We start from the raw sequence: 25,621 nt of genomic DNA, 5'->3' as shown, positions 1-25,621 counted from the left end.
ATATAGGAGAGAGCTGGATTGGTGAGCCGTTGAGAGTCTTCTTGAGGGGTCGGCTACCAGCGACGACTTTCTTTCAGCAAGCTCCCAGCGAACGTCCGCTTTTGTTCCAGTTATTGGGTACATAGTGGTTGAAGACGAGGATGAAAGGAAGACCCATGACGGAGAACCCAGCGCAGGGCACTGCACCAGAGAACCGCGAGCCGTCGGAGCCGCGGGACAGCACGGGGGAGCAGGGCGATGCCGGCACCACTCCGCAGCAGCCCGCGTGGACTTCCCGGCAGGAGGCGGGGACCGAAAACCCGGCGCAGCCCACTACTCCGCTGCCTGCCTTCCAGCCTCCTGCGGCTCCGCAGCAGCCGCAGTACTACGGCGCTCCGCAGCCGCACAATCAGTCTTACCAGCAGCATGACCCGTCTCATCGCCCAAGCTACCCGCAGCACCAGCCGTTCTACGGGGGCTCAAATCCGGGAAACAATGCCGCTTCCCAGTTCCACAACCAGCAAGGTTTCCAGGAACAGCAGGGGCACAACAGTCCAGGGATGCAGCACACCCCAGGGCACTCTTCCGCGGTGACAACCAAGCGCAAGCCGGCTTTCGGCGTCGGCACCCTTGTAGCTAGCATGCTGGCAGCGGGTCTGATCGGTGGCGGCGTGGTGGCGGGCAGTAACGCTCTGTGGGATAACCCCGCCCCGGCTGCTTCAACCGGCGGACAATCCAGCACCGTTATCGTGAATAACAAAGATGACGTCAACGTCATTACCGCTGCGGCCGCCAAGGCTTCGCCCAGCGTGGTGACCATCAAGGCGACCAGCGGAAATGAGGGCGGTACTGGTTCCGGCATCATTTTGGATGACCAGGGCCACATCCTCACCAACACCCACGTCGTCACGCTCGATGGCGCCACCGCAAACGCCGCAATTGAGGTCCGCACCAGCGATGGCAAGGTCCTCAAGGCCACTGTGGTTGGCACTGACCCTTTGTCCGACCTTGCAGTCATCAAGGTAAGCGATGCCTCTGGCCTCGTCCCGGCAACGCTTGGTGACTCTTCCAAGATCAATGTGGGGGACACCGCCGTCGCCATCGGTTCACCGTTGGGTCTTACCGGCACGGTGACCGATGGCATCGTGTCCACGCTCAACCGAACCATCAGCGTGGCGTCCTCTGCTGTGCCGGAAGGCACGCCGGATGAGAGCCAGGGCGGAGACGAAGGCTTCCAGTTCGCGCCGCCAAATGGTGGCCAGAGCCAGAGCACAGCCAACGAGGGCTCGATTGCCATCAACGTCATCCAGACTGATGCTGCCATCAACCCCGGCAACTCCGGGGGCGCGCTCGTGAACAGCAAGGGTGAAGTAATCGGCGTCAACGTGGCCATCGCTTCGGCGGGCAGTGGAACGTCCGAATCGTCCAGCGGTAACATCGGCGTCGGTTTCAGTGTTCCCATCAACCACGCCAAGCGCGTGGCGCAGGAGATCATCGAAACCGGTAAAGCCAGCCACGGGCAGTTCGGTGTGTCAGTTCGTTCGAAGTCGTCCTCGGGCAGCGATTCAGGCTTCTCGGTGGGTGCTGAGGTTGCGTCGGTGACCTCGGGTTCTGCTGCTGCGAAGGCAGGACTCAAGGTTGGCGATGTGGTGACCAAGTTCGGCGACTACGCCGTGAGCGATCCCAACCAGCTGACTGCGGCGGTTCGGGAGCAACCTGCCGGTGCCAAGGTCAAGGTAACCATTCAGCGCGGGGGACAGACACAAGAGGTTGAGGTCACCCTCGACGCCGCTCAGCAGTAGCGCTCAGCAGTAGGCGGCCCAGCGGGAGGCAGGAGCAACCCACGACGGCGGACGGCACCTTGGCGGTGCCGCCCGCCGTTTGTGGGTGTCCCGGCACCGCACGCTGCAGCACAAGAGCATCGCGCGTAGCTGAAACAGGGCTTAACGCTGGGAGTGGTTTTCTGCGGGCAATATGCTTAGCTAGGACGAGCCCACGCGCTGGGTTATTCACGGCCACGCTGCTGCGTTTGGCCGTCCACAAGCATGGAAGGCTGCTTCGAAGACAGTGGAAGAGACATTGAAGATTGTCGTTCTGGTCAAGCACGTCCCGGACGCCCAGTTTGACCGGCACATCACCGGACCTGGCAACACGACCGACCGTGATGAGAGCATCTTGTCTGAATTGGACGAGTACGCCCTCGAGGCAGCGCTCCAATTGGCGGAGGAACGCGGCGGACCGAAGGCCGGGAATGAGGTCATTGCTTTGAGCATGGGCCCGTCCGGTGCGGTCAATGCTGTGAAGAAGTCCCTACAGATTGGCGCGTATTCCGGCGTGCACCTCAGCGACGACGCTTTGGCTGGTTCGGATGCGGCTGCCACTTCGCTGGCGCTTGCCGCTGCTATTCGCCACATCTCGGCCGATGGCCGCCCGGTGGACCTGGTCCTGACGGGCATGGCTTCCACCGATGGCGAGACTTCGCTCATCCCGGCCCAACTTGCCGAGCGCTTGCAGTTCCCGCAGGTCACGTTCGCTTCCAGCCTTGAGGTTACGGGTGGCCGGGTCAGCGCCCGCCGTGACGCCGGCGCCTTCTCGGAAACCGTTGAGGCGGAGCTCCCGGCCGTTGTTTCCGTCACGGACCAGATCAACGAGCCCCGTTACCCCAACTTCAAGGGCATCCTGGCGGCCAAGAAGAAGAAGATCGCCTCCCTGTCACTTGCTGACATTGGCGTGGACGCTTCACAGGTGGGCTCGGCTGGCTCCTGGACAGTGGTGGAGTCCGCAGAGGCCCGCCCGCCGCGGACAGCAGGAACCATCATTACCGACGACGGCGACGCCGGCATCAAGCTGGTGGACTTCCTAGCCGCACAGAAGCTGCTCTAAAGGGGACTCGAACCATGGCAAATGCACTTGTTTTCATTGACAACCCGGGATCAGCTCTCAAGAAGAGCAGCCTGGAGCTCCTGACCATCGCCCGCTCGCTGGGGGAGACCGCCGTCGCGTTCACCGGGGAGTTGAACGACGACGTCGCCGCCACTTTGGGTGCCTACGGTGCCACGACGGTTTACCAGCCGTCGGTGGACGACCTCGACAACTACTTGGTGGGCCCGAAGGCCGCCTACCTTGCCGCTGCAGTAGCAGCATCCGGCGCCACAGCAGTCCTCGTGGACAACTCGCCTGAGGGCAAGGAGATTGCGGGCAGGCTGGGCATTAAGCTCAGTGCCGGCGTCATTACCGACGTAGTGGGTGTTGACGCTGACGGCACTGCGCACAAGTCCGTCTTGGCGGGCTCTTACAACACCACGGCGAAAGCTACTACTCCTGTGACCGTCCTTTCGGTCAAGGCCAACAACGTGGAACCTGTTCCTGCCGGTGCCGCCGCTGCACCGGCAACTGCCACTGTTGAGGTTCCCGCTCATGGCTTGGCGAACTCCGCACGCATCGCAGCCCGCACCGAGAAGCCCGTCAGCGGGCGGCCTGATCTGAGCGAAGCGAGGATCGTGGTTGCCGGCGGCCGTGGCGTAGATGGTGACTTCGGCCCGCTCGAAGAGCTTGCCGACGCCCTTGGCGCTGCTGTAGGTGCTTCCCGCGCCGCTACTGATGCGGGATGGATTGGCCATGATGCGCAGGTTGGCCAGACCGGTGTCACGGTGTCTCCGCAGCTGTACATTTCAGCCGGTATTTCAGGTGCAATCCAGCAGAAAGCTGGAATGCAGACTTCCAAGGTCATTGTGGCCATCAACAAGGACGCGGAATCGCCGGTGTTTGAGATTGCCGATTACGGCATCATCGGTGACCTCTTCAAGGTCCTTCCGCAGGCCACCGCAGAGATCAAGAAGCGGAAAGGCTGATCCCTTTGACCACTGACATCACGTCAGCAAAGAGCCCGTTCGATGCCTCCACGGAGCGCGTTGAGCGGGTGCTTTGTTTTACTGCCCATCCCGACGATATCGATTTTGGCGCGGCCGGGACCATCGCGGCCTGGACGGCTGCCGGCGTCGAGGTCAGCTATTGCATCATGACCGACGGCGATGCCGGAGGCTTCGATCCCGTGGACCGCGAACGGATCATCGAACTGCGGGCTGAGGAGCAGAAGCGTGCTGCCGCTCTGGTGGGCGTTACGGATATCCACTATCTTCACGAACGGGACGGGTATCTGGAGCCGACACATGACGTCATCAAGCGCGTGGTGAAGCTGATCCGGGAAGTCCGGCCGGACATCGTGTTGACCATGCACCCCGAAAGGAACTGGGACCGGCTCCAGAAGAGCCACCCGGACCACCTTGCAGCGGGGGAAGCCGTGACCCGGGCAGTCTATCCGGCAGTGGAGAATCCGTTCGCTTACCCGGAACTGGATGCGGCCGGACTAAAGGCCTACAAGCTACCGTGGCTGTGGTTCATCTCCAGCCCGGAGGCCAGGGAGAACCACTCTGTGGATGTTTCGGATCATGTCGACGCCAAGCTTGACGCCATCAGGATTCATGCGAGCCAGCACCCCGATATCGAGGGCATGGAGCGTGTGGTGAGGTCCATGATGCTCGGCAATGGCGAGCGGGCCGGGCTGCCCGAAGGAGCCAGCGCAGAGTATTTCCACGTTGTCCCAGTCAACGGTTCCACTACGATCGCCGGCTTCTGACGTTGCTGTGGTGTAACCCGTGTCATATGCTTGATCTCGGTTAAATCATATTTATTCGAGGAAGGCAGACTTTGATGGCGAAGACTGCGCAACAACCCGTACTGGTGATTATGGGAGTCTCCGGTTCCGGCAAGTCGACGGTGGCCGGCGTTCTCGCCGGGAAGCTTGGATGGGATCTTGCCGAAGGCGACGACCTGCACCCGGAGGCCAACGTGGCCAAGATGCAGTCGGGGCTGGCTCTGAGCGATGAGGACCGGTGGCCCTGGCTGAGCATCATCTCGGACTGGATCCGTGAGCGCGCGGATGCCGGAACACCGGCAATCATTACGTGCTCGGCACTCAAAAAGAAGTACCGCGACGTGCTCCGCGGCGACAACGTTGTTTTCGTCTTCCTGCAGGGGAGCAAGGACAAGATCTCCGACCGCCTGGCCTCCAGGCATGGCCACTTCATGCCGCCGTCGCTCTTGGAATCGCAGTTCGACGCACTTGAGGAACCCACCCGGGACGAGAACTACATTTCCTTGTGTGTTTCCGCGTCCCCCGCAGAGGAAGCCGACGAAGTTATTGAACGGCTCGGTCTCCGGCCTGTAGGTGCCGGTACCGAAGCGACCGCCTCGTGAAAGTCCTCGATACAGCGACGCAGATACAGGAATGGACGGCCCACGACACGCAACTCCTTGTGGTGGCTGCACTGGGCATTGCACTGATTGTGGTGCTGATCGCAAAGCTCAAACTTCACCCGTTCCTGGCGCTGGTTCTGGGCTCGGCCTTTGTGGGCCTGGCGTCCGGCGTCGAGCTTGGCAAGGTCATCTCCAACTTCGAGGACGGTGTGGGGGGTGTCCTTAAGGAAGTCGGCTTACTCATTGCGCTCGGGGCAATGCTTGGTAAATTGCTGGCCGATTCCGGTGGCGCAAACCGGGTGGTGGATACCCTGTTGGCCAAGGCCAGCGGGAACAAGCTCGTCTGGATGATGACCTTGGTGGCCGTGATCATCGGCCTGCCCATGTTCTTCGAAATTGGGCTCGTCCTGCTCCTTCCGGTGATCGTCCTGGTAACGCAGCGCTCCAAGATGAAGCTGATGCGCATCGCGATCCCGGCGCTGGCCGGCCTGTCCGTGCTTCACGGGCTGGTGCCGCCGCACCCGGGGCCATTGATTGCGATCAGCGCAGTCAAAGCCGAACTTGGCACAACGTTGGCACTTGGCATTCTTGTGGCCATTCCCACGGTGATTATCTGCGGCCCGCTGTTCTCCAGGCTTGCTGCCCGCTGGGTACCCGTCGACGCGCCCGCCGTGGCCGGCGGGATCGACACGCAGCATGCAGTGGACCTCAGCGCGGTCAAACGCCAGCCCTCGTTCCTGGTGACTTTGCTGACCATCATTTTCCCTGTGGTCCTCATGCTGTTGAAGGCCGTGGGTGGAATTATCTGGCCGGACCCGGAGACGGCACCAGCCCTCCGGACCTTCTTCGACTTCGTGGGTCAGCCCTTGGTGGCCATGACGTTGGCTGTGCTTCTGGCCATGGTGACGTTCGGATACGCTGTTGGGTTCACCGGCAGCAAGATCACAGCCAAGCTGGGTGAAAGCCTTGGACCCATTGCGGGGATCCTCCTCATTGTTGGCGCGGGCGGCGGTTTCAAGCAGACCCTGATCGGTGCCGGGGTAGGTGACTCCGTCAAGAAGTGGGCCGAGGGCACCAACATGTCAGTTCTGGTGCTGGGCTTCATCGTGGCTGTGGCGCTCCGGCTGGCCACGGGCTCGGCAACGGTGGCCACTGTTACGGCCGCCGGCATCGTGGCACCCCTTGCCAGCAGCCTGAGCCCCACGCACGCGGCTTTGTTGGCACTTGCCATAGGTGCGGGTTCCTTGTTCCTGTCCCACGTCAACGACGCTGGATTCTGGTTGGTCAAGGAGTTGTTCGGACTTACCGTGGGGCAGACTTTCAAGACATGGTCTGTCATGGAGACGTTGATCTCCGTGGTGGCCTTCGGCTTCGTCATGCTTTTATCGCTCGTGTTGTAGCTGCGGAAGCAACTGCTAAATGCCCGACGGCGGCCGTCCCCTGGGTGGGGCGGCCGCCGTCGGGCGTTGGAACGTCAAGAGTCAGGCGCTGAGCCCGACCACCAGCACCGGATCCGTGGTGGGGGCGCTGGAGCCGCCCGTGGGTTCCACCGTGATGGCTACGGACGACGCTGAGGACAAGCCCTTCACTACCGCCGGTTTGGAGAGTGTCTCAGCATCCATGGTGCCCTGCGGTACAGGGGCAGAGCCGTCCTTGGGGAGGGTCCACAACTGGTAGACCTTGCCCTCCGGTGCGGGCGAAACGCCATCCATGAGCACCACAAAGGAATCCTTGGCCGACGATGCGGAAATGGTGGCGGTACCGCCGCCGGGAACCGGTGCAGACTTCTTTTGGACGTCCTGGGCCTGGAGTACTTGGTTCACCGGGTCATTTTGTGCAGAGACGTAGGCGCCCACCCCGATGCCACCGAGTGCGATGACGGCTGCGGCGGCGGCGCCCACGATCCACCGGCGTGCGCCACCAACGCGCGTACGCTCCTCACGCCTCATCCTGGCGGCAGCGAGGTCATCGACGGCGGGGCTTTCCACTGAGGGAGCCACCGGCTGTGCGAAGGGCTGGGCGGCGGCATCCTTGGTGATGCGCTCCAGGATATCGTCGAAGAGACCTGCAGGCGGTTCTTCCTCCGGGGCAAAACTCACGGCAAGGGTCTCGCGGGTTTCGCGTACCCGCTCCAGGAATTCAGGACGTTCGGGGGCGTCCTTGATGTAATGGTCAATCATTGCCCGTTCGTCGTCACTCACGGCGTCCAGGGCGTAGAGTTCGGCGAGTTCGAGGACACGGCCCTCGGCGAGGTCTGTAGCGATGTCGTTGGCAAACATTCTGCGGATAAAGCCTCCACTGGTGTTTTCACTCATTTCAACCCACCCCCAGGCACGTCTTCAGGCGCAGTAGTCCATCACGGATGCGGGACTTGATGGTGGGGACTGCGGCACCGAGATGCTCGGCGACTTCCCGATACGTCAGCCCGCCGTAGTACGCGAGCCTGACGGATTCTCGCTGCGTGTCCGTCAGGGTACCGAGGCATCGGCTGACAGCTTCAGCTTCCAAGTTGGTGTCGGCTTCCTCGGTTACCAGGTCCCGGTCCGGGTCCTGGCTCGCTGCGCCGTACTTGGCTTCCCGGTCAGTTGCCGCTTGCACGGCGCGGACACGGTCAATGGCGCGCCGATGTGCGATAGTCATGAGCCAGGCCAGCGGTGTCCCTGCAGCGCGGTCAAATTTTGCAGCTCCCTGCCAGACCTGGAGATAAACCTCCTGGGTTGCGTCCTCGCTGAGGTCAGGGTCTATCAGGACGCGCCTGGCCATGCCGAAGACACGCCTGGAGGTGAGGCGATAGAGCTCGGCGAATGCCTGCTGGTCGCCTGCTGCCACGAGTTCGAGCAAGAGGGCAAGCTGCGAATTCAGATCAGTCGAAGAGCCTGTAGCTTCGAAGACCGGGGGGCCGGGATTGTTGGGGATGTCCATCACGGTCCAGCATATGTCGTCCCGTTTGAAAGCGGCAGCATCATGGGGTCGCGTCGGCGGCGCGGCGGTGCTCTGACTTGCCGTCATCACCCTGGTCTGCAACGCGCTCACGTAGGCTCCCTCAACGAATGTCCAAGGCAGGAATTGTCCTGCACAAGGTATTCGGTGCCGGGACGCCGTTGGATGGGCTACATCTTGGCGCCGGCAAATCCGTTCTGCCGCCAGGCTTCAAACACGGCGATTGAAGCAGCGTTGGCCAGGTTGAGCGAACGCAGAGAAGGCTTCATGGGAAGGCGGACACGAGCGGTTACGTGTGGATCCTGCTTGAGCCAGTCCGGCAAGCCCACGGATTCGGGCCCGAACATCAGGACGTCACCTTCGCGGTAGCTGATGTCCGTATAGGAGGTCTCGCCGTCGGAGGTGTAAGCGAAAACCCGTTCCGGGGTGAGGGCAGCCCAGGCGGCGTCGATGTCTTTGTGGACAGTAACTACGGCCAGATCGTGGTAATCGAGACCGGCACGACGCAACTTGGCGTCGGAAAAATCAAAGCCGAGTGGCTCCACCAGGTGAAGCTCGGCCCCCGTGATGGCGGCCAAGCGGATGGCGTTGCCCGTATTGCCCGGGATTTCTGGAGTATGGAAGAGGATGCGGAACACCGTCCCATCTTAGTCAGCCCGTGCGGCTAGGGCCGCGTCCAGAGACGGCACCGCTGTGACTAGTGCATTCCGCGAATCAGCCTGGCCAGGACCGGCACGACTACGGTGTTCGGCGCCGGCCCGGAGCTGAGGAACTGCTTCAGCCCCCTTACCAGCCCCGCCGCGTTGACTACCTCCACAGCTGTGTTGCTCGATTGTCCCTTGCCATATTGGTCAATGACAGGTTCGTGAAGATTTCCGTCAGGACTGTGAAGGACCACCCATCCGGTGACATTGAGCTCCGGAAAGAGGTCCTGCATATGCCGGACGATATGGCCGAGCTGTGGAGGAGCCACCGAACGACCACCATGGCGCAGCGAATGGCCGTCCCAGGCGTATGCCCCTTTGGGCAGCAGCATGGAACCTATCAGTGCCAATCTGTAGCCGGACAGGACGGCGTGGTCGATGTGGTTGTTGTCCGACGGCGAGCGCAACCCATTGATGAGCCTGGCTGCGGGTATGGCGGGCAGGACTTGCCGGCTGATGAGCTGGACCGTGCGCATTTCGCGTTGGATGCGGGCATCGGCGCCAAAGATGCCTCGTTTGCGGGGGAGGCCGTGAACCTGTTGGGCCGCTTCCGCCGCTGGGATGAGCGGAACCTCGTTGGGATCATCAAAGGGGGGAACATAGACTGCAGGATCGCCGGCAGTGTTGCGCTGGGCCTGGGGTCGTTTGAGGTTTGCGGTCGCGAAGGGCCCCGGTGCCGCAGCGCCTGTGTAGTCGCCCGCCCGAGGCTGGCTCACATCGGAGGCACCGCGGCCGTACCTTCGGTCGTAGTCGGCCCTGCGTTGGGGATCTATGAGAGTTTCGTATGCGAGGGTCACCCGCCGGAACATCTCCGCTTCTCCGCCGTGATCGGGGTGGGCTTTCCGGGCAGCCTTGCGGTAGGCCACTTTGATCTCCTTGTCCGTAGCGGTGACGGAAACGCGGAGAACCTGATAGTGCGAACTGCTGCCCTCGGCCAAGCACGGGCCCTTCTCTATGATGGTGGTCGCGCCTCTGGAGAGGTGCGGTACTGGCAAGTTTATCCAGCCACTCTGTGAACGTCGGTAACGTGGCGTGTGGTTCCCGCTGGCATAATTCAGGCTGTGAATCCTCCGGCAGCGAAGAACCCATCCATCGCGCCGATGAAGATCGCTGTTGCCATTAATCCTGAGGCATCTTTTGGTCGTCGGCGCAGTGCCGGGCACCAAGCCGCAGAGTACATCCGCGCCGCCGGTTGGGACGTCGTCGTACTTGAAGCGGAGAACTATGACGCTTTGCGCAGATCGGTGGACCGGACGCTGGAAACCGGGGTGGAGGCGTTGGTAGTGGTGGGCGGCGATGGCATGGTCCACCTTGGCGTCAACGCGCTCGTGGGGCTGGACTTCCCTCTCGGCATCGTTCCCGCCGGGACAGGCAATGATGTGGCGCGGCTGTTGGCTTTACCGTTGAACGACACCGCGGCCGCGTGCCGTCGGCTACTGCTTGCGTTGGAGACCGGCGGGCGGAGGATCGACGCCGGAAGGGTCACCGCTGGTGGTGAGACCACCTACTTCGCAGGCGTCCTGTCCGCCGGATTCGATGCAGCCGTCAACGAGCGCGCCAATTCGTGGAGCTGGCCACGCGGCAGGAGCCGCTACAACCTTGCTATGCTCCGGGAGCTGGGCTCTTTTCGCCGGATCACCTACTCCGTGACTGCCGATGGCGTGTTGTGGAGCCAGCCTGCCCTGCTCATTTCAGTGGCCAACGGACAGTTCATTGGCGGGGGCATGAAGATCACCCCTGAGGCAGTGCCCGATGACGGGTGGTTGGACATGTTTGTGGTCAAGCCCCTGTCCAGGATCCGTTTCCTGGGCGTGTTTCCCAAGGTTTTCGCCGGAAAGCACACCAGCCATCCTGCCGTGGAGATCATGCGCGTCCGGAAAGTGCGCTTGGAGGCTGACGGGGTGGTGGCATATGCGGACGGGGAACGAATCGGCCCATTGCCGGTGGAGGTGGAGGTGGTTCCTGCTGGTTTGCGGGTTCTCGCCTAGTGCGTCCGTCTATGAGTGAGTCCTCAAGCGCGCCTCCGTACTGACGCAGCCTCGCTGCGACGGGCAGCTAGACTCGATCGCGGTGGCAGGCGAGTCGATCGGCGCGGTCCCCACACCATATTCCAGAGCGCACGGCAAGGAGACATAGTGGCGAGCAACGTTCGACGACGACTGGCCGGCTTCGCTGCCCTCGGAACCGCCGGTGTCCTGCTGGCAGGCTGCAGCGTCAACGTCCCTGACCCTACTGCCCCTAAGCCGTCGCCGTCGGTCTCCACGCTGGCGACGCCCACCATCACTCCGGGACACGACGCGGCCGCGGTGGCTGCGAAGGACTTGCCGCTTGCGGCAGGGAGCACGTTGGCTGCGGGGGAGCCCGTGACAGTTTCCACACGGTTGGAGGAGGTTCCCGGTTGGTCGGTGGTGCACTCCGGCCTGCAGGGCGAAAGCAGATACAAGAAGGCTGACGGTTGCACGCTCGCAGTCCGCGTGAGCGTGAATCAGGGCCCGCTGGTGGTGGCCGCTGACGACGTCGCCTCAACCAAGGAACTGTTCACCTATCTCAACGTCGGTTCGCTGGACGGCCTGAAGCCGGCGACTTTGCGTTGGGGAGAAGGATCCGATAAACCACAGCGTAGCGTGGAGTTCCTGAGCCTGGAGTCTTCGGCCGCATCCGGCGGTAAGCCTGCCTTGGTCCTGGCCAGGTTGTTCAGCGCCCCCGCGTCCTCCGTCTATGTTTCCCTGTCGTGCCCGGACGACGCAACGTTGAGCGCCGCCCGTGCGGAAACTGTGGCCCAGCTCGTTGTGGTACCGCCGTCCTGACCCTGCCTTTCTTGGCTATTCCGCTAAAGCAACGATTCTTATTTTTAGATATATCTTTGGTGTATGGGCACGTCCGAACTCCCGTGGATCCGGAAAATCACTGCTGTTGCTGCCTTGGGCGATGAAAACCGCCGCAGGCTATATGAGTACGTTCTGAGTGCAGGGGAGGCCGTCAGCCGGGATGGGGCGGCCTTGGCACTCGAGCTGCCCCGCAGTTCGGCTTCCTTCCATTTGGACCGTTTGGTCCGCGAAGGGCTCTTGCGGGTTGAGTTCAGGAAATCCCCTGAGAAGACAGGGCCTGGGTCGGGGCGGCCATCAAAGCTCTACAGGCCCGTCATGGACGAGGTGGGCGTCTCTGTTCCTGAGCGGCACTACGACCTCGCCGGTCACCTCATGGCCGCGGCGATCACGCGCTCTCAGGCCGACGGTGTGCCGGCGCTGGAAGCGATGCGCGATGTCGCTGCAGCTGCAGGGCGCGAGGTTGGACGCCCTGGCCATTTCCTGGGTGCACTCTCGGAACTCGGATACGACCCCTCGCCGGACGCTGCCGGGGGATACCGCCTGCTCAACTGTCCGTTCCATCGCTTGTCGCGGGACCACACGGAAGTGGTGTGCGCAATGAACGGCGCGTTCCTCAGCGGTGCTGCTGCGGCCTCCGGACTCAGTGCCGGCATCATCGTGCCGGATCCGGACCATGGTCCGGGACACTGCTGTGCGCGCATCAATGCCCTTGGTAAGGAATCCTGAACGCCAGGCATCGGTAGAATTACAAGGTGCCTGTATACCTTGACCACGCCGCAACCACGCCCCTGTCGGCCGAAGCGCTCGCTGTGATGACGCGCGAGCTGGCGCGGACCGGTAATCCTTCGTCGCTTCACGGTGCGGGCCGCCGCGCGAGGCGAGCGGTGGAGGATGCCAGGGAGGCGCTGGCGGCGGCTGCCGGGGCACACCCATCCGAGGTTATTTTCACCTCAGGCGGGACGGAAGCGGACAACCTGGCGGTGAAGGGTCTGTTCTGGGCCAGGCGGGACGAGAACCCGCGCCGTACACGCATCCTTTGCTCCGCCGTCGAGCACCATGCGGTCATGGATACCGTCGAATGGCTTGTAAGGCATGAAGGTGCTGACGTTGTGTGGATTCCGGTAGACAGCGAAGGCGCTATTCGGCTGGAGGTCGTCCGGCAGGAAATCGAACGCGATCCCGAATCAATTGCCTTGGTCACAGTGATGTGGGCCAACAATGAAGTAGGTACCATCCAGCCGGTGACGGAGATTGTGGAGCTGGCAAAACCGCATGGAGTCCCGGTTCACTCCGATGCCGTCCAGGCTTTCGGATCGATTCCCGTGGACTTTCGTGGCTCGGGACTCTCTGCAATGTCCGTTTCGGGGCACAAGCTTGGTGGTCCGGTGGGGGTCGGCGCACTTTTCCTGGGAAGGGCCGTGAAGCTGACGCCGGTGCAGCACGGCGGCGGGCAGGAACGCGATGTGCGCTCGGGAACACTGGACACTCCCGCAATCGCCGCTTTTGCCGCAGCCGCGGAGGCTGTCACTGCAAACCTGCCCGTTGAAAAAGAACGTCTCAGTTTGTTGCGCGACCGCCTTATCAACGGAGTACACGATTCCGTGCCGGGCGCGGTGCTGAGGGGTGCTCCCGGGGACGGGCGGCTGCCGGGGAACGCCCACTTCACCTTCCCTGGTTGTGAAGGCGACTCATTGCTCTTTCTCCTGGACCTGGCAGGCGTTGAATCCTCCACGGGTTCGGCGTGCACGGCAGGGGTGCCACGGCCTTCGCACGTCCTCCTGGCAATGGGCCTGGATGAAGATACTGCACGCGGCGCCCAGCGCTTTACGCTGGGGCACAGTTCCACCGATGCGGATGTGGACGCGCTCTTGAAAGCCCTGCCCGAGGCGTGCTTAAGGGCCCGGCAGGCCGGAATGGCCGGTCATGAATCCAGCATTCAAACAGCAGCGACGGTGGCTCGGCAGGCCTCGTCGGAACCTTTCTAGCTCTTACGGCTCATCGGGCAGCAGTTCGTCCAGTGGCACCCCGAGATCCGTCAGTTTGTTGACGTTCACAGGGGTGCGGGTTGAAATCAAGGCCTTGATGGGCTTCTGAACCCGGCGCTGGTTGACGCTCATTCCGGCAACTACCACCCCCTCCCTCAACCAAAAAGCGATGAAGCTGCCGTCATCAAGCGAGCCGCGGATCATCGGTGTGATTCCGGAGGTCAAGGAGGGAAACCCCGAGTACTCCATGCTGACGGTGAACTGGTCCGTATAGAAGTACGGCACCACGTCCAGTTGGGCATCCCGGCCCATCATGGACTTTGCAGCCACCTTGCCGCCGTTGAGCGCGTTGGCCCAATGTTCGCTGCGATGGTGCTCGGCGGTAAATGGGTGGAGTGCGTTGGCTACATCTCCTGCAGCCAGCACATCCGGTGCACTGGACCTCAGCCCGGTATCCACCAGTATTCCATTGCGGATGGCAAGCCCTGCGGCTTCGCCGAGTGCGGTGTCAGGTACCACGCCGACGGCAACGATCACCACATCGGCGGGCAGCGTTTCGCCGGTATTGGTGCGGACCGCCGTCGCCCTGCCGTCCTGTCCTTCAATTCCGGCAGCGCTTGCCGGAAGGCGGAACGTCACGCCCTGATCTTCGTGGAGCCGATGAAAGAATCCACCAAGTTCAGGTCCGATGGCGGCACTCAGCGGTATGTCTTCCAGCCCCAGCAGTGTGACGTCGTTGCCATATGTGCGGGCTGCTGCCGCCAGTTCCATGCCGATCCACCCGGAGCCGATCATGACCACCTTCTTGCCTCCGTCCTTAAGGAGGTTCTGAAGCTGCACACTGTCATCGAAGGTTCGGAAGGTCATTACCCCGTCAAGGTCCGCACCTGGAAGCGGAATGGTTCGAGGCCGGGCGCCCGTGGCGAGGAGCAGCTTGGAGTAGTGAAGGCTTCGGCCGTCGGCCAGTGCCACAGCGTGCCCCCGGGGGTCGATCCGGCTGGCGAGGCTTTCGAGAAGAAGCTCGACGCCGTTTTCCCCGTACCATTTATCCGGCACCACCAGAGCAGCATCTGCCTCAGCTTTGCCAAGGAGGAATTCCTTGGAGAGGGGAGGGCGTATATAAGGTGGTCGGTTCTCTGCGGCCACCAAGGTTACGGGCCCTTCATAGCCTTCGGCGCGGAGGGTTTTGGCTGCGGTGGCGCCGGCAAGCCCGCCGCCGACGATAACTATGTGTTCGTGTGCCATGTCAGCTCGATTCTAAAACCAATTATTTTGACTTTAGAAGCACGGGTGGGGTCAGTCAAGGGTTTTAGGGTAGGCGTGGCACGGCAGGCTAGAATAGATGGGCACGCCGGCTGTTCCCAGCCGGATCAGTTGCTCCAACTCCCACAGACAGAAAGCCAGCATGCGAGTACTTGCAGCAATGAGCGGCGGAGTTGACTCCGCTGTGGCCGCAGCCCGGGCAGTCGAGGCCGGACACGACGTCGTCGGGGTCCACCTTGCGTTGTCGCGGATGCCCGGCACCCTGCGCACAGGAAGCCGGGGTTGTTGCACCATCGAGGATTCCCGCGATGCCTGGCGTGCTTGCGATGTCCTTGGAATTCCCTACTACGTGTGGGACTTCTCGGAGCGCTTCAAGGAAGACGTTGTCCAGGACTTCATTGACGAGTACGCCGCTGGCAGGACACCGAACCCGTGTATGCGGTGCAACGAGCGGATCAAGTTCGCAGCACTTCTGGAGAAGGCCATCGCCCTTGGTTTCGATGCTGTGTGCACCGGACACTACGCCAAGGTCATCGAAGACGCTGACGGTAACCGGGAACTCCACCGCGCCGCCGATTGGGCCAAGGACCAGAGCTATGTTCTGGGCGTCCTGACCCACGAGCAACTGAAGCACTCCATGTTCCCGCTGGCGGACACTCCTTCCAAGGCCGAGGTACGTGCCGAGGCAGAACGCCGGGGCTTGTCCGTGGCCAACAAGCCCGACAGCCACGACATCTGCTTTATCTCCGACGGCGACACCCGCGGCTGGCTGGCCGAGAAAATTGACATGACCACCGGGGACATCGTTGACGAAACCGGTGCCAAGGTTGGTGAACATCCAGGTGCCAACGCCTTCACGGTGGGGCAGCGACGAGGCCTGAAGCTGGGTACGCCCGCGGCAGATGGCAAGCCTCGGTTCGTCCTGGAGATCCGTCCCAAGGAAAACAAGGTGGTTGTGGGGCCGGAAGCCCTGCTGGCGATCGACGAGATTCGCGGCATCAAGGTTTCGTGGGCCGGTTTGCCCATTTCCGAGGTAGCAAGCGGCGCCGAGTTCGACTGCCATGCCCAAGTGAGGGCTCATGGCGATCCCGTTCCGGCGCGTGCCCGGGTGGAAGCCGTCGCTGATGATTCAGGCGTTGAGCGCGCCCAGCTGGTTGTCACGTTGACGGATCCGTTGCGCGGCGTTGCCCCGGGGCAGACCATCGTTCTTTATCAAGGTAGTCGTGTCCTGGGACAGGCAACCATAGATGCCGCCCGTTCCCTTCAGCGGGAAGTCCTATAGTCCGGGCGTTCAGAGCAAAAGCTACTGGAAAGTAAATTTTGTGTCTCAAATCACAAAATGAGGGGTTCGCGGCCTGCGAAGTCTGGTTGAATCGTGGAATCAAGAGTGCGCGCCGTCACAAATATCTGACGGCGGCGCGCCGAATCCATCGAACAGAAGGTTCACCAGATGGCACTGAACAAGAAGGCCCTGCACGGCGCTATCGCGCTGGCGGGCATCTCCGCGCTCGCCCTGACGGCATGCACGGGACCCTCCGGTGGCGGCTCATCTTCCGCCCCGGCCGCCGCAGGCCCCATCGCCTACGGCACCACTGACAAAGTCACGTCTTTGGACCCCGCAGGATCCTATGACAACGGTTCATTTATGGTGATGAACCAGGTCTACTCATTCCTGCTCAATTCCAAGCCCGGCGGCGCGGAACCCGTTCCGGACCTCGCCGAATCGTCGTCTTTCACGGCGCCGTCGGAATACACCGTGAAGCTCAAGTCCGGGCTCAAATGGGCCAACGGGCACACTCTGGATTCCAAGGACGTAAAGCACTCCTTCGATCGGCAGGTGGCCATCAATGACCCCGCCGGACCAGCCTCGCTCCTGACCAACATCGACAGCGTGAGCACGCCAGACGCCACCACGGTGGTGTTCAAATTGAAGAACGCCAACGACCAGACATTCAGCCAGATCCTCAGCAGCCCCGCCGCGCCGATCGTGGACGATGAAGTCTTCCCGGCCGACAAGATCCTTTCCGACGACGAGATCATCAAGGCGAACGCGTTCTACGGCCAGTACACGATTGACAGCTACAAGAAAAACGAACTTGTCAGCTTCAAAGCCTTCGCCGACTACAACGGTGTCCTGGGCAAGCCGGCCAACGATGCCGCCACCATCAAGTACTACGCCAGCCCCACCAACCTGAAGCTGGAAATCCAACAGGGCGCCATTGACGTTGCCTTCCGCAGCCTCAGCGCGACCGACATCGACGATCTCCGCAAGGACTCCAAGGTCAAGGTCCTCACTGGTCCGGGCGGCGAAATCCGCTACATCACGTTCAACTTCGACACTATGCCGTACGGAACCAAAGCGACCGGGGCGGACCCCGCCAAGGCCCTGGCCGTACGCCAGGCGATAGCCAACCTGGTGGACCGGCAGGCAATAGCCGACCAGGTGTACAAGGGCACCTACCTGCCTCTGTACTCCAACGTCCCCAGCGGATTCCTCGGCGCCAACGAATCCTTCAAGGACGCCTACGGCGATGGCGGCAAACCAAGCCTGGACAAGGCCAAGAAAGTCCTGACGGACGCCGGCATCAACGAACCCGTTGCCCTGAACCTGCAGTACAACCCGGACCACTACGGTGGATCCTCCGGAGACGAGTACGCCATGGTCAAGGAGCAGCTGGAAAAGTCCGGGCTCTTCACTGTGAACCTGCAGTCCACCGAATGGGTCACCTACAGCAAGGCCAGCCGTGCTGACGAATACCCGTTGTTCCAGTTTGGTTGGTTCCCGGACTTCAGCGATGCCGATAACTACCTCACCCCGTTCTTCCCCGAGGGCGGCTTCCTGAAGAACCACTACAACAACGCCACGGTCAACGAACTCATCGGCAAGCAGCTCACCGAAGCGGACAAGACCAAGCGTGAGGCAGCCATCAAGGAAGTCCAGAACGCCCTCGCCAAGGACATCTCCACACTGCCCCTGCTTCAGGGTGCGCAGGTGGCGGTCGTCGGAAGCGGCGTCAACGGAGTCGACAAGACCCTGGATCCGTCCTTCAAGTTCCGTCTGGGCGTAATTTCCAAGTAACCGCACCTTTGTGAAGAGAAGGGAGGCGGGACACTGATCCGGTGTTCCGCCTCCTTTGCTGACCACCAACGTGGCCGGCACGCATCAGACAGTCCCGCGTAATCCACGGGCAAGAAATGCAGGTAGCACATGACAACACTTATTGAGGTTCCCGAGGCTGAACCCGGCATCGTCGCTCCCAAGAGCAAGTCCAAAGCCGGGGGAGGGCTGGGCAGATACATCGTGATCAGGTTCTTCCTGATCATTCCCACCGTTTTCATCCTGGTAACACTGGTCTTCTTCCTGATGCGGGTCATCGGCGATCCCATCACCGCATCACAAGGCGGACGGCTTCCCCCGGACGTCCTGGCCCAACGCATCCATGATGCCGGGTACGACCGTCCGGTCCTGGTTCAGTACTTCGAGTACCTTGGCCAGCTGATCACCGGGAACTTCGGAACCACCATCACTGACCGGCGTCCTGTAGTTGAGGTGATGACCACCTTCGGCGCAGCCACCCTTGAACTCTCCATCAACGCGCTGATCGTGGCGCTCGCAGTCGGTATCCCTTTCGGGCTGATTGCCGCCCAACACCGGGACAAGACTCCCGATGCCCTGCTGAGGTTCTTCGCCATCCTTTGCTACGCCACTCCGGTCTTCTTCTCAGGGCTGCTCCTCAAGCTGACGTTTTCCGTATGGCTCGGATGGTTCCCGGTAGCAGGCCGCGCCTCCACTCGTACGGAACTAACCATGAGCGCTTTGGCTGCTCCATCCGGTATCTACTGGCTCGACGCGCTGCGAAGCGGAAACTTCACCGCCCTCGGTGACATAGCGTCCCACGCAGTTCTTCCGGCAGTCGCCCTTGGCCTACTCACCGCAGGTGTGTTCCTTCGCCTGGTCCGCACCAACGTCATCGGAACATTGGGAAAGGACTACATTGAGGCAGGGCGCTCCAGAGGCGTCAGGGAGTTCCGCCTGGTGACCAAGCACGCCTACAAACCCGCGCTGATTCCCATCATTACCGTCATGGGCCTGCAAATTGCCCTGATGCTGGGCGGCGCGATCCTCACCGAAACCACCTTTGAGTGGAAAGGCCTTGGCTACCAGCTGGTGCAGTACTTGAATGCCCGCGACTTCGTGGCCGTCCAAGGGATCGTGGTGCTGCTGGCCATCATCGTGGCCGTCACCAACTTCATCGTGGACATCATTGCCGCGCTCATCGACCCCCGAGTGAGGTACTGACCATGAGCACCCCTCAATTGACCCGGGCCAAGCAGCCCTTGTTCTCACGGCTTCCCGTGATCAGCCACCTGAAGAAGAGCGTAGGCCTCCAGCGAGGCATGCTGGTGGTGGGTGTTGTCCTCAGCGGAGTCTTCCTTCTCACCAGCATCTTCGCCCCGCTCCTTGCTCCCTATGGCTACTCCCAACTCAGCGATGCCTCCGGCTCGTTTCCCACCCAGGAAGCCCCTGGCGGCAAACACCTGCTGGGAACGACCGTTGGTGGCTACGACGTCCTGTCTCGAGTGATTTGGGGTTCCCAAACGGCAGTGACAGTCATCATTGTGTCCGTGGCAATGTCCTTGTTCCTCGGCGTGGTGCTGGGGCTTCTCAGCGGATACTTCGGCGGATGGCTGGACAGAATTTTGGTCGTCGTTGCGGACGCCATCTACGCATTCCCAACACTGCTCCTGGCGATTGTGATCTCAATTGTGATCAGCCGCGGCCAGTCCAGCTTCTGGGGCGGCATCTTCTCCTGTGCTTTCTCCATCACTGTGGTCTTTGTGCCGCAGTACTTCCGGGTGATCCGTGCAGAGACCATCCGGCTCAAGGCCGAGCCTTTCGTGGAGTCGGCCAAGGTCCTCGGGGCGTCCAGTGTGCGAATCATCGGGCGGCACATCTTCAAGAACGCCACCCGAACCTTGCCGCTCATGTTCACCCTCAACGCCTCCGAAGCGATCCTGACACTGGCCGGTTTGGGATTCCTTGGCTTCGGGATCGAACCCACGTCCGCGGCCGAATGGGGTTTCGACCTCAACAAAGCCTTGGCTGACACCTCCTCCGGTATTTGGTGGACAGGCGTCTTCCCCGGCATCGCGATCGTCCTCACCGTCCTGGGGCTGACCCTGGTGGGCGAGAGCATCAACGACCTCAACGACCCCAGGATCCGTGGCCGCAAACGCGCGGGCCGAACACCAGTACCCGGTACACCGGCAGGACCGGAATCGTCGGAAAACCCGGCAGAGGCAGGAAAGTCATGACCACCAACCTTGGAAACCTCTCAGACGGGACAGGCACGGAACAGCCGGTACTTACCATTGATCGGCTCCAAGTCACCTTCGCCACTGACGGCGGCGACGTTCATGCCGTCAAAGACGTAAGCCTGAACGTTGGAGCCGGAGAAGTAGTTGCCATTGTGGGCGAATCGGGTTCCGGTAAAACCGTGACGGCCAAGACCATCCTCGGCCTGCTTCCGGAAACAGCCATCAGCTCAGGCGCCGTGGTGATCAACGGCAACAACGTCATCAGCGTCAGCAAATCCACCCTCCGCACAATCCGCGGCCGCGATGTGGCCATGGTGTTCCAGGAGCCCTCCACAGCCCTCAACCCGGTCTTCACCGTGGGCTGGCAGATTGCCGAAGGCATCAGGGCGCATTCCACTGACGGACGGCGCATCTCCGCCAAGGAAGCCAAGGAACGGGCAACCGAGGCACTTCGCAAGGTTGGCATCCCGGACCCCGAAACGCGGGTCAACTACTATCCTCACCAGTTCTCCGGCGGACAGAAACAACGCGTGGTCATAGCCGCGGCGTTGGCACTCAATCCCGGACTGATCGTGGCCGATGAGCCCACCACGGCCCTGGATGTGACAGTCCAGGCCGAAATCCTCCAGCTCCTGCGCGATTTGAGGGACAATTACGGCACCTCGATCGTGCTCATTACCCATAACATGGGCGTCGTGGCAGATCTGGCCGACCGTGTAGTGGTGATGTACCAGGGCGACGTTGTGGAGGAGGCCCCGGCCAAGGTCCTGTTTGCTGAACCCCGGCAGGAGTACACCAGGAAACTGCTGGCCGCTGTGCCGCACCTCGGACGGAACTCCGCCTCCGAGGGTGCCCGAGGCCGGCTCCACCAAGATGGCAAAATCCTGGTGGAGGCAAAGAACCTCACCATCGAATACCCCGGCCGTTTCGGCAGGCACGGATTCAAGGCCGTGAACGATGTCAGCTTTACGGTGTCCGAAAACGAGGTCTTCGGGTTGGTGGGTGAATCCGGTTCCGGAAAGTCAACCATTGGACGAGCGATAGCCGGCCTGACCCGGACCACAGGGGGAAGCCTGAAGGTCCTTGGGTACGAGATGTTGGACTTCAAGGAGCGTTCCTTCCGACCCCTCCGCAAGGAAATCGGCTTCGTGTTCCAGGATCCGGCGGCGTCCTTCAACCCGCACCTCACCATTGGCGAATGCGTCGCCGAACCGCTGCTGATCCACACCCGGCCGGGCGCCGCTGAGGCGAGGAAAAAGGTAGGTGAGCTGCTCGAATCAGTCCAGTTGCCGGCGTCGTACGCCGAACGCTACCCGCACGAGCTCTCGGGCGGGCAGCGGCAGCGCGCATCCCTGGCGAGATCCCTGGCGCTTAATCCGCGCCTGTTGATCGCCGACGAACCCACATCCGCCCTTGACGTCTCGGTGCAGGCCAAAGTCCTGGACCTGTTCAAAGACATCCAAGCGCAGTACGGTTTCGCGGCTCTCTTCATCAGCCACGACCTCGCAGTGGTGGACATGCTGTCCCACTGGGTTGGCGTGTTGTATAAGGGCCGGCTGGTGGAGCAGGGGATCGGCAACCAAGTGATGGGCTCACCGCAACACGACTACACCAAGCGGCTCATCGCGTCCCTGCCGGTACCGGACCCGGATGAACAAGCACGACGGCGGGATGCCCACCGATCGCTGCTGGGTGGCTAAACCGTTCGAAAGGACGTTGGTAAGAAGCGAAGGCACGCCCCCTCATCTGCGGAGGGCGTGCCTTCGCCATCACGTCAGGTAACACCCACGGCGGTACAACCTCACACCATAGACTGGGGTGCATGACCGAGCAGAACAACGCCCTTCCCCATGACGCCGATTCCTTCAACCCGGCAGCGAGCTCCTTGGCCGGCCACGTGGACCGTGCCGTCATGGATGAGCTGCTGTCCATCCGGTCCAGCATCGACAACATTGACGCAACACTTGTTTTCCTGCTCGCTGAACGCTTCAAGGCCACCCAAAAAGTTGGCATCCTGAAGGCCACACACAAGCTTCCCGCCGGAGATCCGGGCCGCGAATCCGCCCAGATCGCCCGCTTGCGCAGGCTCGCCGAGGATGCGCACCTCGATCCAGCCTTCGCAGAGAAATTCCTCAACTTCATCATCAGTGAAGTGATCCGCCATCACGAGGCCATCGCCGAGGATCACCAGATCTCCAGCCAGCAGGCCTAACCCGTGACAGAAGTGGAAAGCGTACGCGCCAGCGCCACCGCACTAGGGCCGTGGCCCGGCACCGATCCCGCGGAAGCCAACCGGATCATCAGGGGCGAGTTGGGAGACCCCCATCTTCCGTTCCTGCCCGAACTGCCGGAGCGAGGGGTGGGATCGGACGCCGTTGGGCGGACAGGTTCCCTGCTGATTGACCTCCCACTCGACGTCCAACCCCACGGCTGGCGTTTGGTGGACAGGCCCGGTAAAGATGCCCGTCGCGCCAGCTCGGCACTATTGACCGACATCAACATTTTGGCCGACGTCGCCGGCGCCGAGGATGTTTCAGCAACGGAGTTCAAGATCCAGGTGCTGGGACCCATGAGTCTCGCGGCCAATCTTCACCTGCACAGTGGCGAACGGGCACTCTTGGACTACGGCGCTCGGAGGGACATTGCTGAATCCTTGGCCGCAGGCGTGGGAGAGCACCTCAGCCGCATTGCCGCCGGTGTCCCGGGCGCCCGGTTGGTGGTCCAGATAGACGAACCGGACATTGCCTCCGTCATGGCAGGGACCATTCCAACAGCCAGTGGCTACCGCACGTTGAGGTCCATCTCCGGTGAGGAAGTCACAGGTGCCTGGAAGCTGGTGATCGACGCCCTGAAATCTGCTGGCGTCATGGAGACAGTGGTCTCCATACCGGAAATTGAAGCGCCCATCGACAGGGTACTCGCCGCCGGTGCTGATGGCGTCGCAGTTCCCCTGAAGGCCCTGACGTCACGCCAGTGGGAACAGCTGGCCGCAGCCGTGGAGGACGGTAAGCGTGTGTGGGCAGGGGCGCTTTCCACCAGCGATCCCCGGGCGCAACTACCGCGTACGGCCGAGGTAGTTGAAAGCATCTGGAAACCGTGGCGCCAGCTGGGCCTTCCTGCATCCGGCTTGGCGGGACTGCGCGTCACACCCTCCACTGGACTGGCAGACTTCACTCCTTCAACGGCCAAAGACGTTCTGACGAAACTGACACAAGTGGCTGACGGACTGGACCAGCTGGCTCAGGGCTGACCTCAGGGAAGTCAGATTCTCTTTTCCCAGCGGTCTGGTTCGGCATAGCGGGGGAGGGAGTTACCGGGGGCCATTCCTGGCAAGTACGGTGCCAGGCGGTAGTCGAAGCGTCCTGCATAGACAAGAACCAGACCGATCTGTGGCTGGATGACCTTGACCTGAATGCGGTGCTTGCCCTCGTCGTTGTCCCACCATTGTTCGGCATACGCTCGTGCGTCGAGGGCTGCCGGCAGCGGAATGCGCAGGGGGCCCAGGAAGAGCCTGCTCGCCTGGGACACACCACGGAGGCGGCCTTGGGAGGTGACGCTGACATCCAGGTCCGTGACCAGTCGGCGGTAACGGCCTACATGGTCCACCAAGCGGGCGTTTCGATCCCCATGGCCAGGCAGGATGGCGCTGGTCGTATCGTGGAAGAGCCGTGTTCCGGACGGGAAGTAGATCTCCCGGCGCGCTGTTAGTGCCGGGCGTCCGAAAGGATCCACATGGGCGTGGTTTTCGATCCGGAACGGAATTCCCTCGCCGTACTCTGGAAAGAAGGCTTCCTCGCCTCCTGTCAATGCGAGGAGCGGCCGCAACCATTTCTGCCGGCACCCCACCACATCAAAGACGCCTTCGCCTATTCCATAGAAACCCGATCCGGCCGCCAACGAGAAATACTTTTGGAGTTCCGGGGTGAGCCGGGCGAAATCCTCGCCCAGCGCCAGCTGGTAGATGGGGCTATTCATGGCAGTCCTTCCTTGAACACAACATCGGAGCCGTACTTAGGCTGGAGCTTTGCTTTAGAGCCGGCCGGCTGCTTTGAGGCGAATATACGTATCAGCGAGCAGTGGAGGAACATCGTGGGGTTCGGCATCCACCACCTCGGCTCCAAGCTGCCGGAGCTGAGCCATCACCGCTGAGCGTTCCAAGAGCGCGCGTTCGGCAGCCGCTGCCCGGAAAACCTGACTCGCCGTAGTCCTCTCTTTCTTCATGGCAGAAAGCAAGGGATCCCGGACGGATGCCACCACCACAACGTGCTGGCGTGCCAGTTGGGCAACGGTAGGCAGGAGGCCCTCTTCCGGGGCGCCGCCGTCAAGCGCCGTCAACAGCACCACCATGGAGCGATGCGCCGAGACGGCACGCACTTGAGCAGGAACCTGCTGCCAATCGAGCTCGATCAGTTCAGCCTCCAAGGGAGCCATGGCTTGAACGAGCTGACCCAGCAAATTTCCTTTCGACGCCGACTCAACCCGTGCGCGGAGCCTCCGGTCGTAGGCGAGGAAATCCACACGGTCGCCTCCGCGCTCGGCCAGCACGGCGAGCAGCAGAGCGGCCTCAATTCCAGTATCGAGCCGCGGTTCATCTTCGATTCTTGCTGCCGCCGTACGGGAAGTATCAAGAACAATCACCACGCGCCTGTCGCGCTCGGGGCGCCACGTCCGCACCACCACCGATGTGCGGCGTGCGGTAGCGCGCCAGTCGATGGACCGGACGTCGTCACCGCGGACGTAGTCACGCAACGAGTCGAATTCGGTACCTGCCCCGCGGATCTGCACGGCGGCCCTGCCGTCCAGTTCCCGGAGCTTCCGGAGTTTGGATGGGAGATGACGTTTCGAGTGGAACGGCGGGAGGACCCGCAACTGGCCAGGCAGGACGCGTGTGCGCTGCCTCGCCGCCATTCCCAGGGGACCCATGGAGCGGATGGTCACATGGGGGCTTGTAAGGTCGCCGCGTCGCCGAGGGACCAAGGTCACTGTCATGCGCCGGCGCTCACCAGCCGGGACCACAAGGGATTGCGCAGAGTTCACGGCCCCCGCTGAGGGCTGCCAGGTATCTCTGACTTCCGCCCGCAATGTGCGCCGGGTGGGGTTGGTGATGGTCACTACAGAGTCAGCTTTGCCCTCGAGCGTCACGTTTCCAGGGAGGACGCGTTCCAGGGCAAGCTGAGCGGGCGACGCCGCCAGCACCAGATCCAACACCAGCACAAGAACCAGCCCCGCGCCAACCAACAGGACAGTGCTCCACGCGGGAAAAGCCACCAACGGCACCAGACCCAGCAGAGAAAGCAACACAAAACGACCCGTTATGGCCACTCAAGCCCCCTCGGCCAACGTCGCC

The 25,621-nt window shown here is 62.0% G+C and carries 24 protein-coding genes; 17 read left to right on the top strand and 7 right to left on the bottom strand.

Translation table 11 applies throughout. The features are described from left to right. Positions 1-155: 155 nt before the first annotated feature. From ACZ5J0_RS12805 to ACZ5J0_RS12780, 6 genes are all read left to right on the top strand, one after another. A complete protein-coding gene (locus ACZ5J0_RS12805; protein ID WP_464093244.1) occupies positions 156-1,781 on the top strand; it encodes a S1C family serine protease in 1,626 nt (541 codons plus the stop codon). A 277-nt stretch (positions 1,782-2,058) separates the two neighbouring features. Beyond that, the gene (locus ACZ5J0_RS12800; RefSeq protein WP_142938528.1) at positions 2,059-2,862 is read left to right on the top strand and encodes an electron transfer flavoprotein subunit beta/FixA family protein; all 804 of its coding nucleotides are present in this window, start codon (positions 2,059-2,061) and stop codon (positions 2,860-2,862) included. A 14-nt stretch (positions 2,863-2,876) separates the two neighbouring features. After that, a complete protein-coding gene (locus ACZ5J0_RS12795) occupies positions 2,877-3,830 on the top strand; it encodes an electron transfer flavoprotein subunit alpha/FixB family protein (RefSeq protein ID WP_142938529.1) in 954 nt (317 codons plus the stop codon). A 5-nt stretch (positions 3,831-3,835) separates the two neighbouring features. Further along, complete coding sequence (locus ACZ5J0_RS12790; protein ID WP_223940557.1) at positions 3,836-4,615, top strand: PIG-L deacetylase family protein; 780 nt, start codon at positions 3,836-3,838, stop codon at positions 4,613-4,615. A 74-nt stretch (positions 4,616-4,689) separates the two neighbouring features. Next, on the top strand, positions 4,690-5,235 hold the full coding sequence (locus ACZ5J0_RS12785; protein ID WP_142938531.1) for a gluconokinase: 546 nt from the start codon (positions 4,690-4,692) through the stop codon (positions 5,233-5,235). After that, positions 5,232-6,635 carry a GntT/GntP/DsdX family permease gene (locus ACZ5J0_RS12780; protein WP_142938532.1) on the top strand — a complete coding sequence of 468 codons (1,404 nt, stop codon included), beginning with the start codon at positions 5,232-5,234 and terminating at the stop codon, positions 6,633-6,635. The genes ACZ5J0_RS12785 and ACZ5J0_RS12780 overlap by 4 nt, the downstream gene beginning before the upstream one ends. Before the next feature lie 81 nt (positions 6,636-6,716). On the opposite strand, the gene ACZ5J0_RS12775 is transcribed toward ACZ5J0_RS12780, so the two are convergent. From ACZ5J0_RS12775 to ACZ5J0_RS12760, 4 genes are all read right to left on the bottom strand, one after another. Then, a complete protein-coding gene (locus tag ACZ5J0_RS12775; RefSeq protein ID WP_464093243.1) occupies positions 6,717-7,550 on the bottom strand; it encodes an anti-sigma factor in 834 nt (277 codons plus the stop codon). A 1-nt stretch (position 7,551) separates the two neighbouring features. Next, positions 7,552-8,157, bottom strand: coding sequence for an ECF RNA polymerase sigma factor SigK (gene sigK / locus ACZ5J0_RS12770; protein WP_165450183.1), 606 nt, complete (start codon positions 8,155-8,157; stop codon positions 7,552-7,554). Between the two features lie 188 nt (positions 8,158-8,345). Further along, complete coding sequence (locus ACZ5J0_RS12765; protein ID WP_223940554.1) at positions 8,346-8,813, bottom strand: tRNA (cytidine(34)-2'-O)-methyltransferase; 468 nt, start codon at positions 8,811-8,813, stop codon at positions 8,346-8,348. A gap of 59 nt (positions 8,814-8,872) precedes the next feature. Further along, complete coding sequence (locus tag ACZ5J0_RS12760) at positions 8,873-9,817, bottom strand: J domain-containing protein (RefSeq protein WP_464093242.1); 945 nt, start codon at positions 9,815-9,817, stop codon at positions 8,873-8,875. Positions 9,818-9,940: 123 nt separating this feature from the next. Here ACZ5J0_RS12760 and ACZ5J0_RS12755 point away from each other — a divergent pair, with 123 nt between their 5' ends. The 4 genes from ACZ5J0_RS12755 (at position 9,941) to ACZ5J0_RS12740 (ending at position 13,692) form a co-directional block, all read left to right on the top strand. After that, positions 9,941-10,867, top strand: a complete 927-nt coding sequence (locus tag ACZ5J0_RS12755; protein WP_464093241.1) for a diacylglycerol/lipid kinase family protein — start codon at positions 9,941-9,943, stop codon at positions 10,865-10,867. A gap of 147 nt (positions 10,868-11,014) precedes the next feature. Further along, positions 11,015-11,686 (top strand): hypothetical protein, encoded by a 672-nt coding sequence (locus tag ACZ5J0_RS12750; RefSeq protein ID WP_464093240.1) that lies wholly within the window; start codon positions 11,015-11,017, stop codon positions 11,684-11,686. 63 nt (positions 11,687-11,749) lie between these two features. Further along, complete coding sequence (locus ACZ5J0_RS12745) at positions 11,750-12,433, top strand: helix-turn-helix transcriptional regulator (RefSeq protein WP_142938537.1); 684 nt, start codon at positions 11,750-11,752, stop codon at positions 12,431-12,433. Between the two features lie 26 nt (positions 12,434-12,459). After that, complete coding sequence (locus tag ACZ5J0_RS12740) at positions 12,460-13,692, top strand: cysteine desulfurase family protein (RefSeq protein ID WP_142938538.1); 1,233 nt, start codon at positions 12,460-12,462, stop codon at positions 13,690-13,692. Between the two features lie 3 nt (positions 13,693-13,695). On the opposite strand, the gene ACZ5J0_RS12735 is transcribed toward ACZ5J0_RS12740, so the two are convergent. Further along, positions 13,696-14,937: an NAD(P)/FAD-dependent oxidoreductase gene (locus tag ACZ5J0_RS12735; RefSeq protein ID WP_142938539.1), complete on the bottom strand. Its 1,242-nt coding sequence runs from the start codon at positions 14,935-14,937 to the stop codon at positions 13,696-13,698. 178 nt (positions 14,938-15,115) lie between these two features. On the opposite strand from ACZ5J0_RS12735, the gene mnmA reads away from it, so the two are divergent. The 7 genes from mnmA (at position 15,116) to ACZ5J0_RS12700 (ending at position 23,524) form a co-directional block, all read left to right on the top strand. Further along, entirely contained in the window at positions 15,116-16,237 is a 1,122-nt protein-coding gene (gene mnmA, locus ACZ5J0_RS12730) for a tRNA 2-thiouridine(34) synthase MnmA (protein ID WP_238703393.1), read from the top strand. Positions 16,238-16,405: 168 nt separating this feature from the next. Beyond that, entirely contained in the window at positions 16,406-18,034 is a 1,629-nt protein-coding gene (locus tag ACZ5J0_RS12725) for an ABC transporter substrate-binding protein (protein ID WP_464093239.1), read from the top strand. 129 nt (positions 18,035-18,163) lie between these two features. Further along, a complete protein-coding gene (locus ACZ5J0_RS12720) occupies positions 18,164-19,255 on the top strand; it encodes an ABC transporter permease (protein ID WP_464093238.1) in 1,092 nt (363 codons plus the stop codon). A gap of 2 nt (positions 19,256-19,257) precedes the next feature. Continuing rightward, positions 19,258-20,271 (top strand): ABC transporter permease, encoded by a 1,014-nt coding sequence (locus tag ACZ5J0_RS12715; protein WP_464093237.1) that lies wholly within the window; start codon positions 19,258-19,260, stop codon positions 20,269-20,271. Beyond that, the gene (locus tag ACZ5J0_RS12710) at positions 20,268-21,974 is read left to right on the top strand and encodes an ABC transporter ATP-binding protein (RefSeq protein WP_464093236.1); all 1,707 of its coding nucleotides are present in this window, start codon (positions 20,268-20,270) and stop codon (positions 21,972-21,974) included. Before ACZ5J0_RS12715 ends, ACZ5J0_RS12710 begins: the two co-directional genes overlap by 4 nt. A gap of 122 nt (positions 21,975-22,096) precedes the next feature. Beyond that, entirely contained in the window at positions 22,097-22,486 is a 390-nt protein-coding gene (locus tag ACZ5J0_RS12705; RefSeq protein WP_142938545.1) for a chorismate mutase, read from the top strand. Positions 22,487-22,489: 3 nt separating this feature from the next. After that, positions 22,490-23,524, top strand: a complete 1,035-nt coding sequence (locus tag ACZ5J0_RS12700; protein ID WP_464093235.1) for a uroporphyrinogen decarboxylase/cobalamine-independent methonine synthase family protein — start codon at positions 22,490-22,492, stop codon at positions 23,522-23,524. Positions 23,525-23,535: 11 nt separating this feature from the next. Here ACZ5J0_RS12700 and ACZ5J0_RS12695 read toward each other — a convergent pair whose 3' ends face one another. Together ACZ5J0_RS12695 and ACZ5J0_RS12690 are read right to left on the bottom strand one after the other, a co-directional pair. Then, entirely contained in the window at positions 23,536-24,249 is a 714-nt protein-coding gene (locus ACZ5J0_RS12695) for a DUF4166 domain-containing protein (protein WP_142938547.1), read from the bottom strand. Positions 24,250-24,303: 54 nt separating this feature from the next. Continuing rightward, positions 24,304-25,596 carry a DUF58 domain-containing protein gene (locus tag ACZ5J0_RS12690; RefSeq protein WP_142938548.1) on the bottom strand — a complete coding sequence of 431 codons (1,293 nt, stop codon included), beginning with the start codon at positions 25,594-25,596 and terminating at the stop codon, positions 24,304-24,306. Positions 25,597-25,621: the final 25 nt, after the last annotated feature.

The sequence above is a fragment of the Arthrobacter sp. DualSoilB13 genome, assembly GCF_055389195.1.
Note: the sequence above shows the minus strand (reverse complement) of the source record. Positions and strands in the feature narration are given on the sequence as shown.

What these genes read in the sequence shown, in the direction of transcription:
- ACZ5J0_RS12715 (WP_464093237.1), top strand. Translation starts at nt 19,258, where the DNA reads ATGAGCACCCCTCAATTGACCCGGGCCAAGCAGCCCTTGTTCTCACGG.
- ACZ5J0_RS12805 (WP_464093244.1), top strand. Translation starts at nt 156, where the DNA reads ATGACGGAGAACCCAGCGCAGGGCACTGCACCAGAGAACCGCGAGCCG.
- ACZ5J0_RS12735 (WP_142938539.1), bottom strand. Translation starts at nt 14,937, where the DNA reads ATGGCACACGAACACATAGTTATCGTCGGCGGCGGGCTTGCCGGCGCC.
- ACZ5J0_RS12795 (WP_142938529.1), top strand. Translation starts at nt 2,877, where the DNA reads ATGGCAAATGCACTTGTTTTCATTGACAACCCGGGATCAGCTCTCAAG.
- ACZ5J0_RS12745 (WP_142938537.1), top strand. Translation starts at nt 11,750, where the DNA reads ATGGGCACGTCCGAACTCCCGTGGATCCGGAAAATCACTGCTGTTGCT.
- ACZ5J0_RS12775 (WP_464093243.1), bottom strand. Translation starts at nt 7,550, where the DNA reads ATGAGTGAAAACACCAGTGGAGGCTTTATCCGCAGAATGTTTGCCAAC.
- ACZ5J0_RS12785 (WP_142938531.1), top strand. Translation starts at nt 4,690, where the DNA reads ATGGCGAAGACTGCGCAACAACCCGTACTGGTGATTATGGGAGTCTCC.
- ACZ5J0_RS12710 (WP_464093236.1), top strand. Translation starts at nt 20,268, where the DNA reads ATGACCACCAACCTTGGAAACCTCTCAGACGGGACAGGCACGGAACAG.
- ACZ5J0_RS12725 (WP_464093239.1), top strand. Translation starts at nt 16,406, where the DNA reads ATGGCACTGAACAAGAAGGCCCTGCACGGCGCTATCGCGCTGGCGGGC.
- sigK (WP_165450183.1), bottom strand. Translation starts at nt 8,157, where the DNA reads ATGGACATCCCCAACAATCCCGGCCCCCCGGTCTTCGAAGCTACAGGC.
- ACZ5J0_RS12695 (WP_142938547.1), bottom strand. Translation starts at nt 24,249, where the DNA reads ATGAATAGCCCCATCTACCAGCTGGCGCTGGGCGAGGATTTCGCCCGG.
- mnmA (WP_238703393.1), top strand. Translation starts at nt 15,116, where the DNA reads ATGAGCGGCGGAGTTGACTCCGCTGTGGCCGCAGCCCGGGCAGTCGAG.
- ACZ5J0_RS12705 (WP_142938545.1), top strand. Translation starts at nt 22,097, where the DNA reads ATGACCGAGCAGAACAACGCCCTTCCCCATGACGCCGATTCCTTCAAC.
- ACZ5J0_RS12720 (WP_464093238.1), top strand. Translation starts at nt 18,164, where the DNA reads ATGACAACACTTATTGAGGTTCCCGAGGCTGAACCCGGCATCGTCGCT.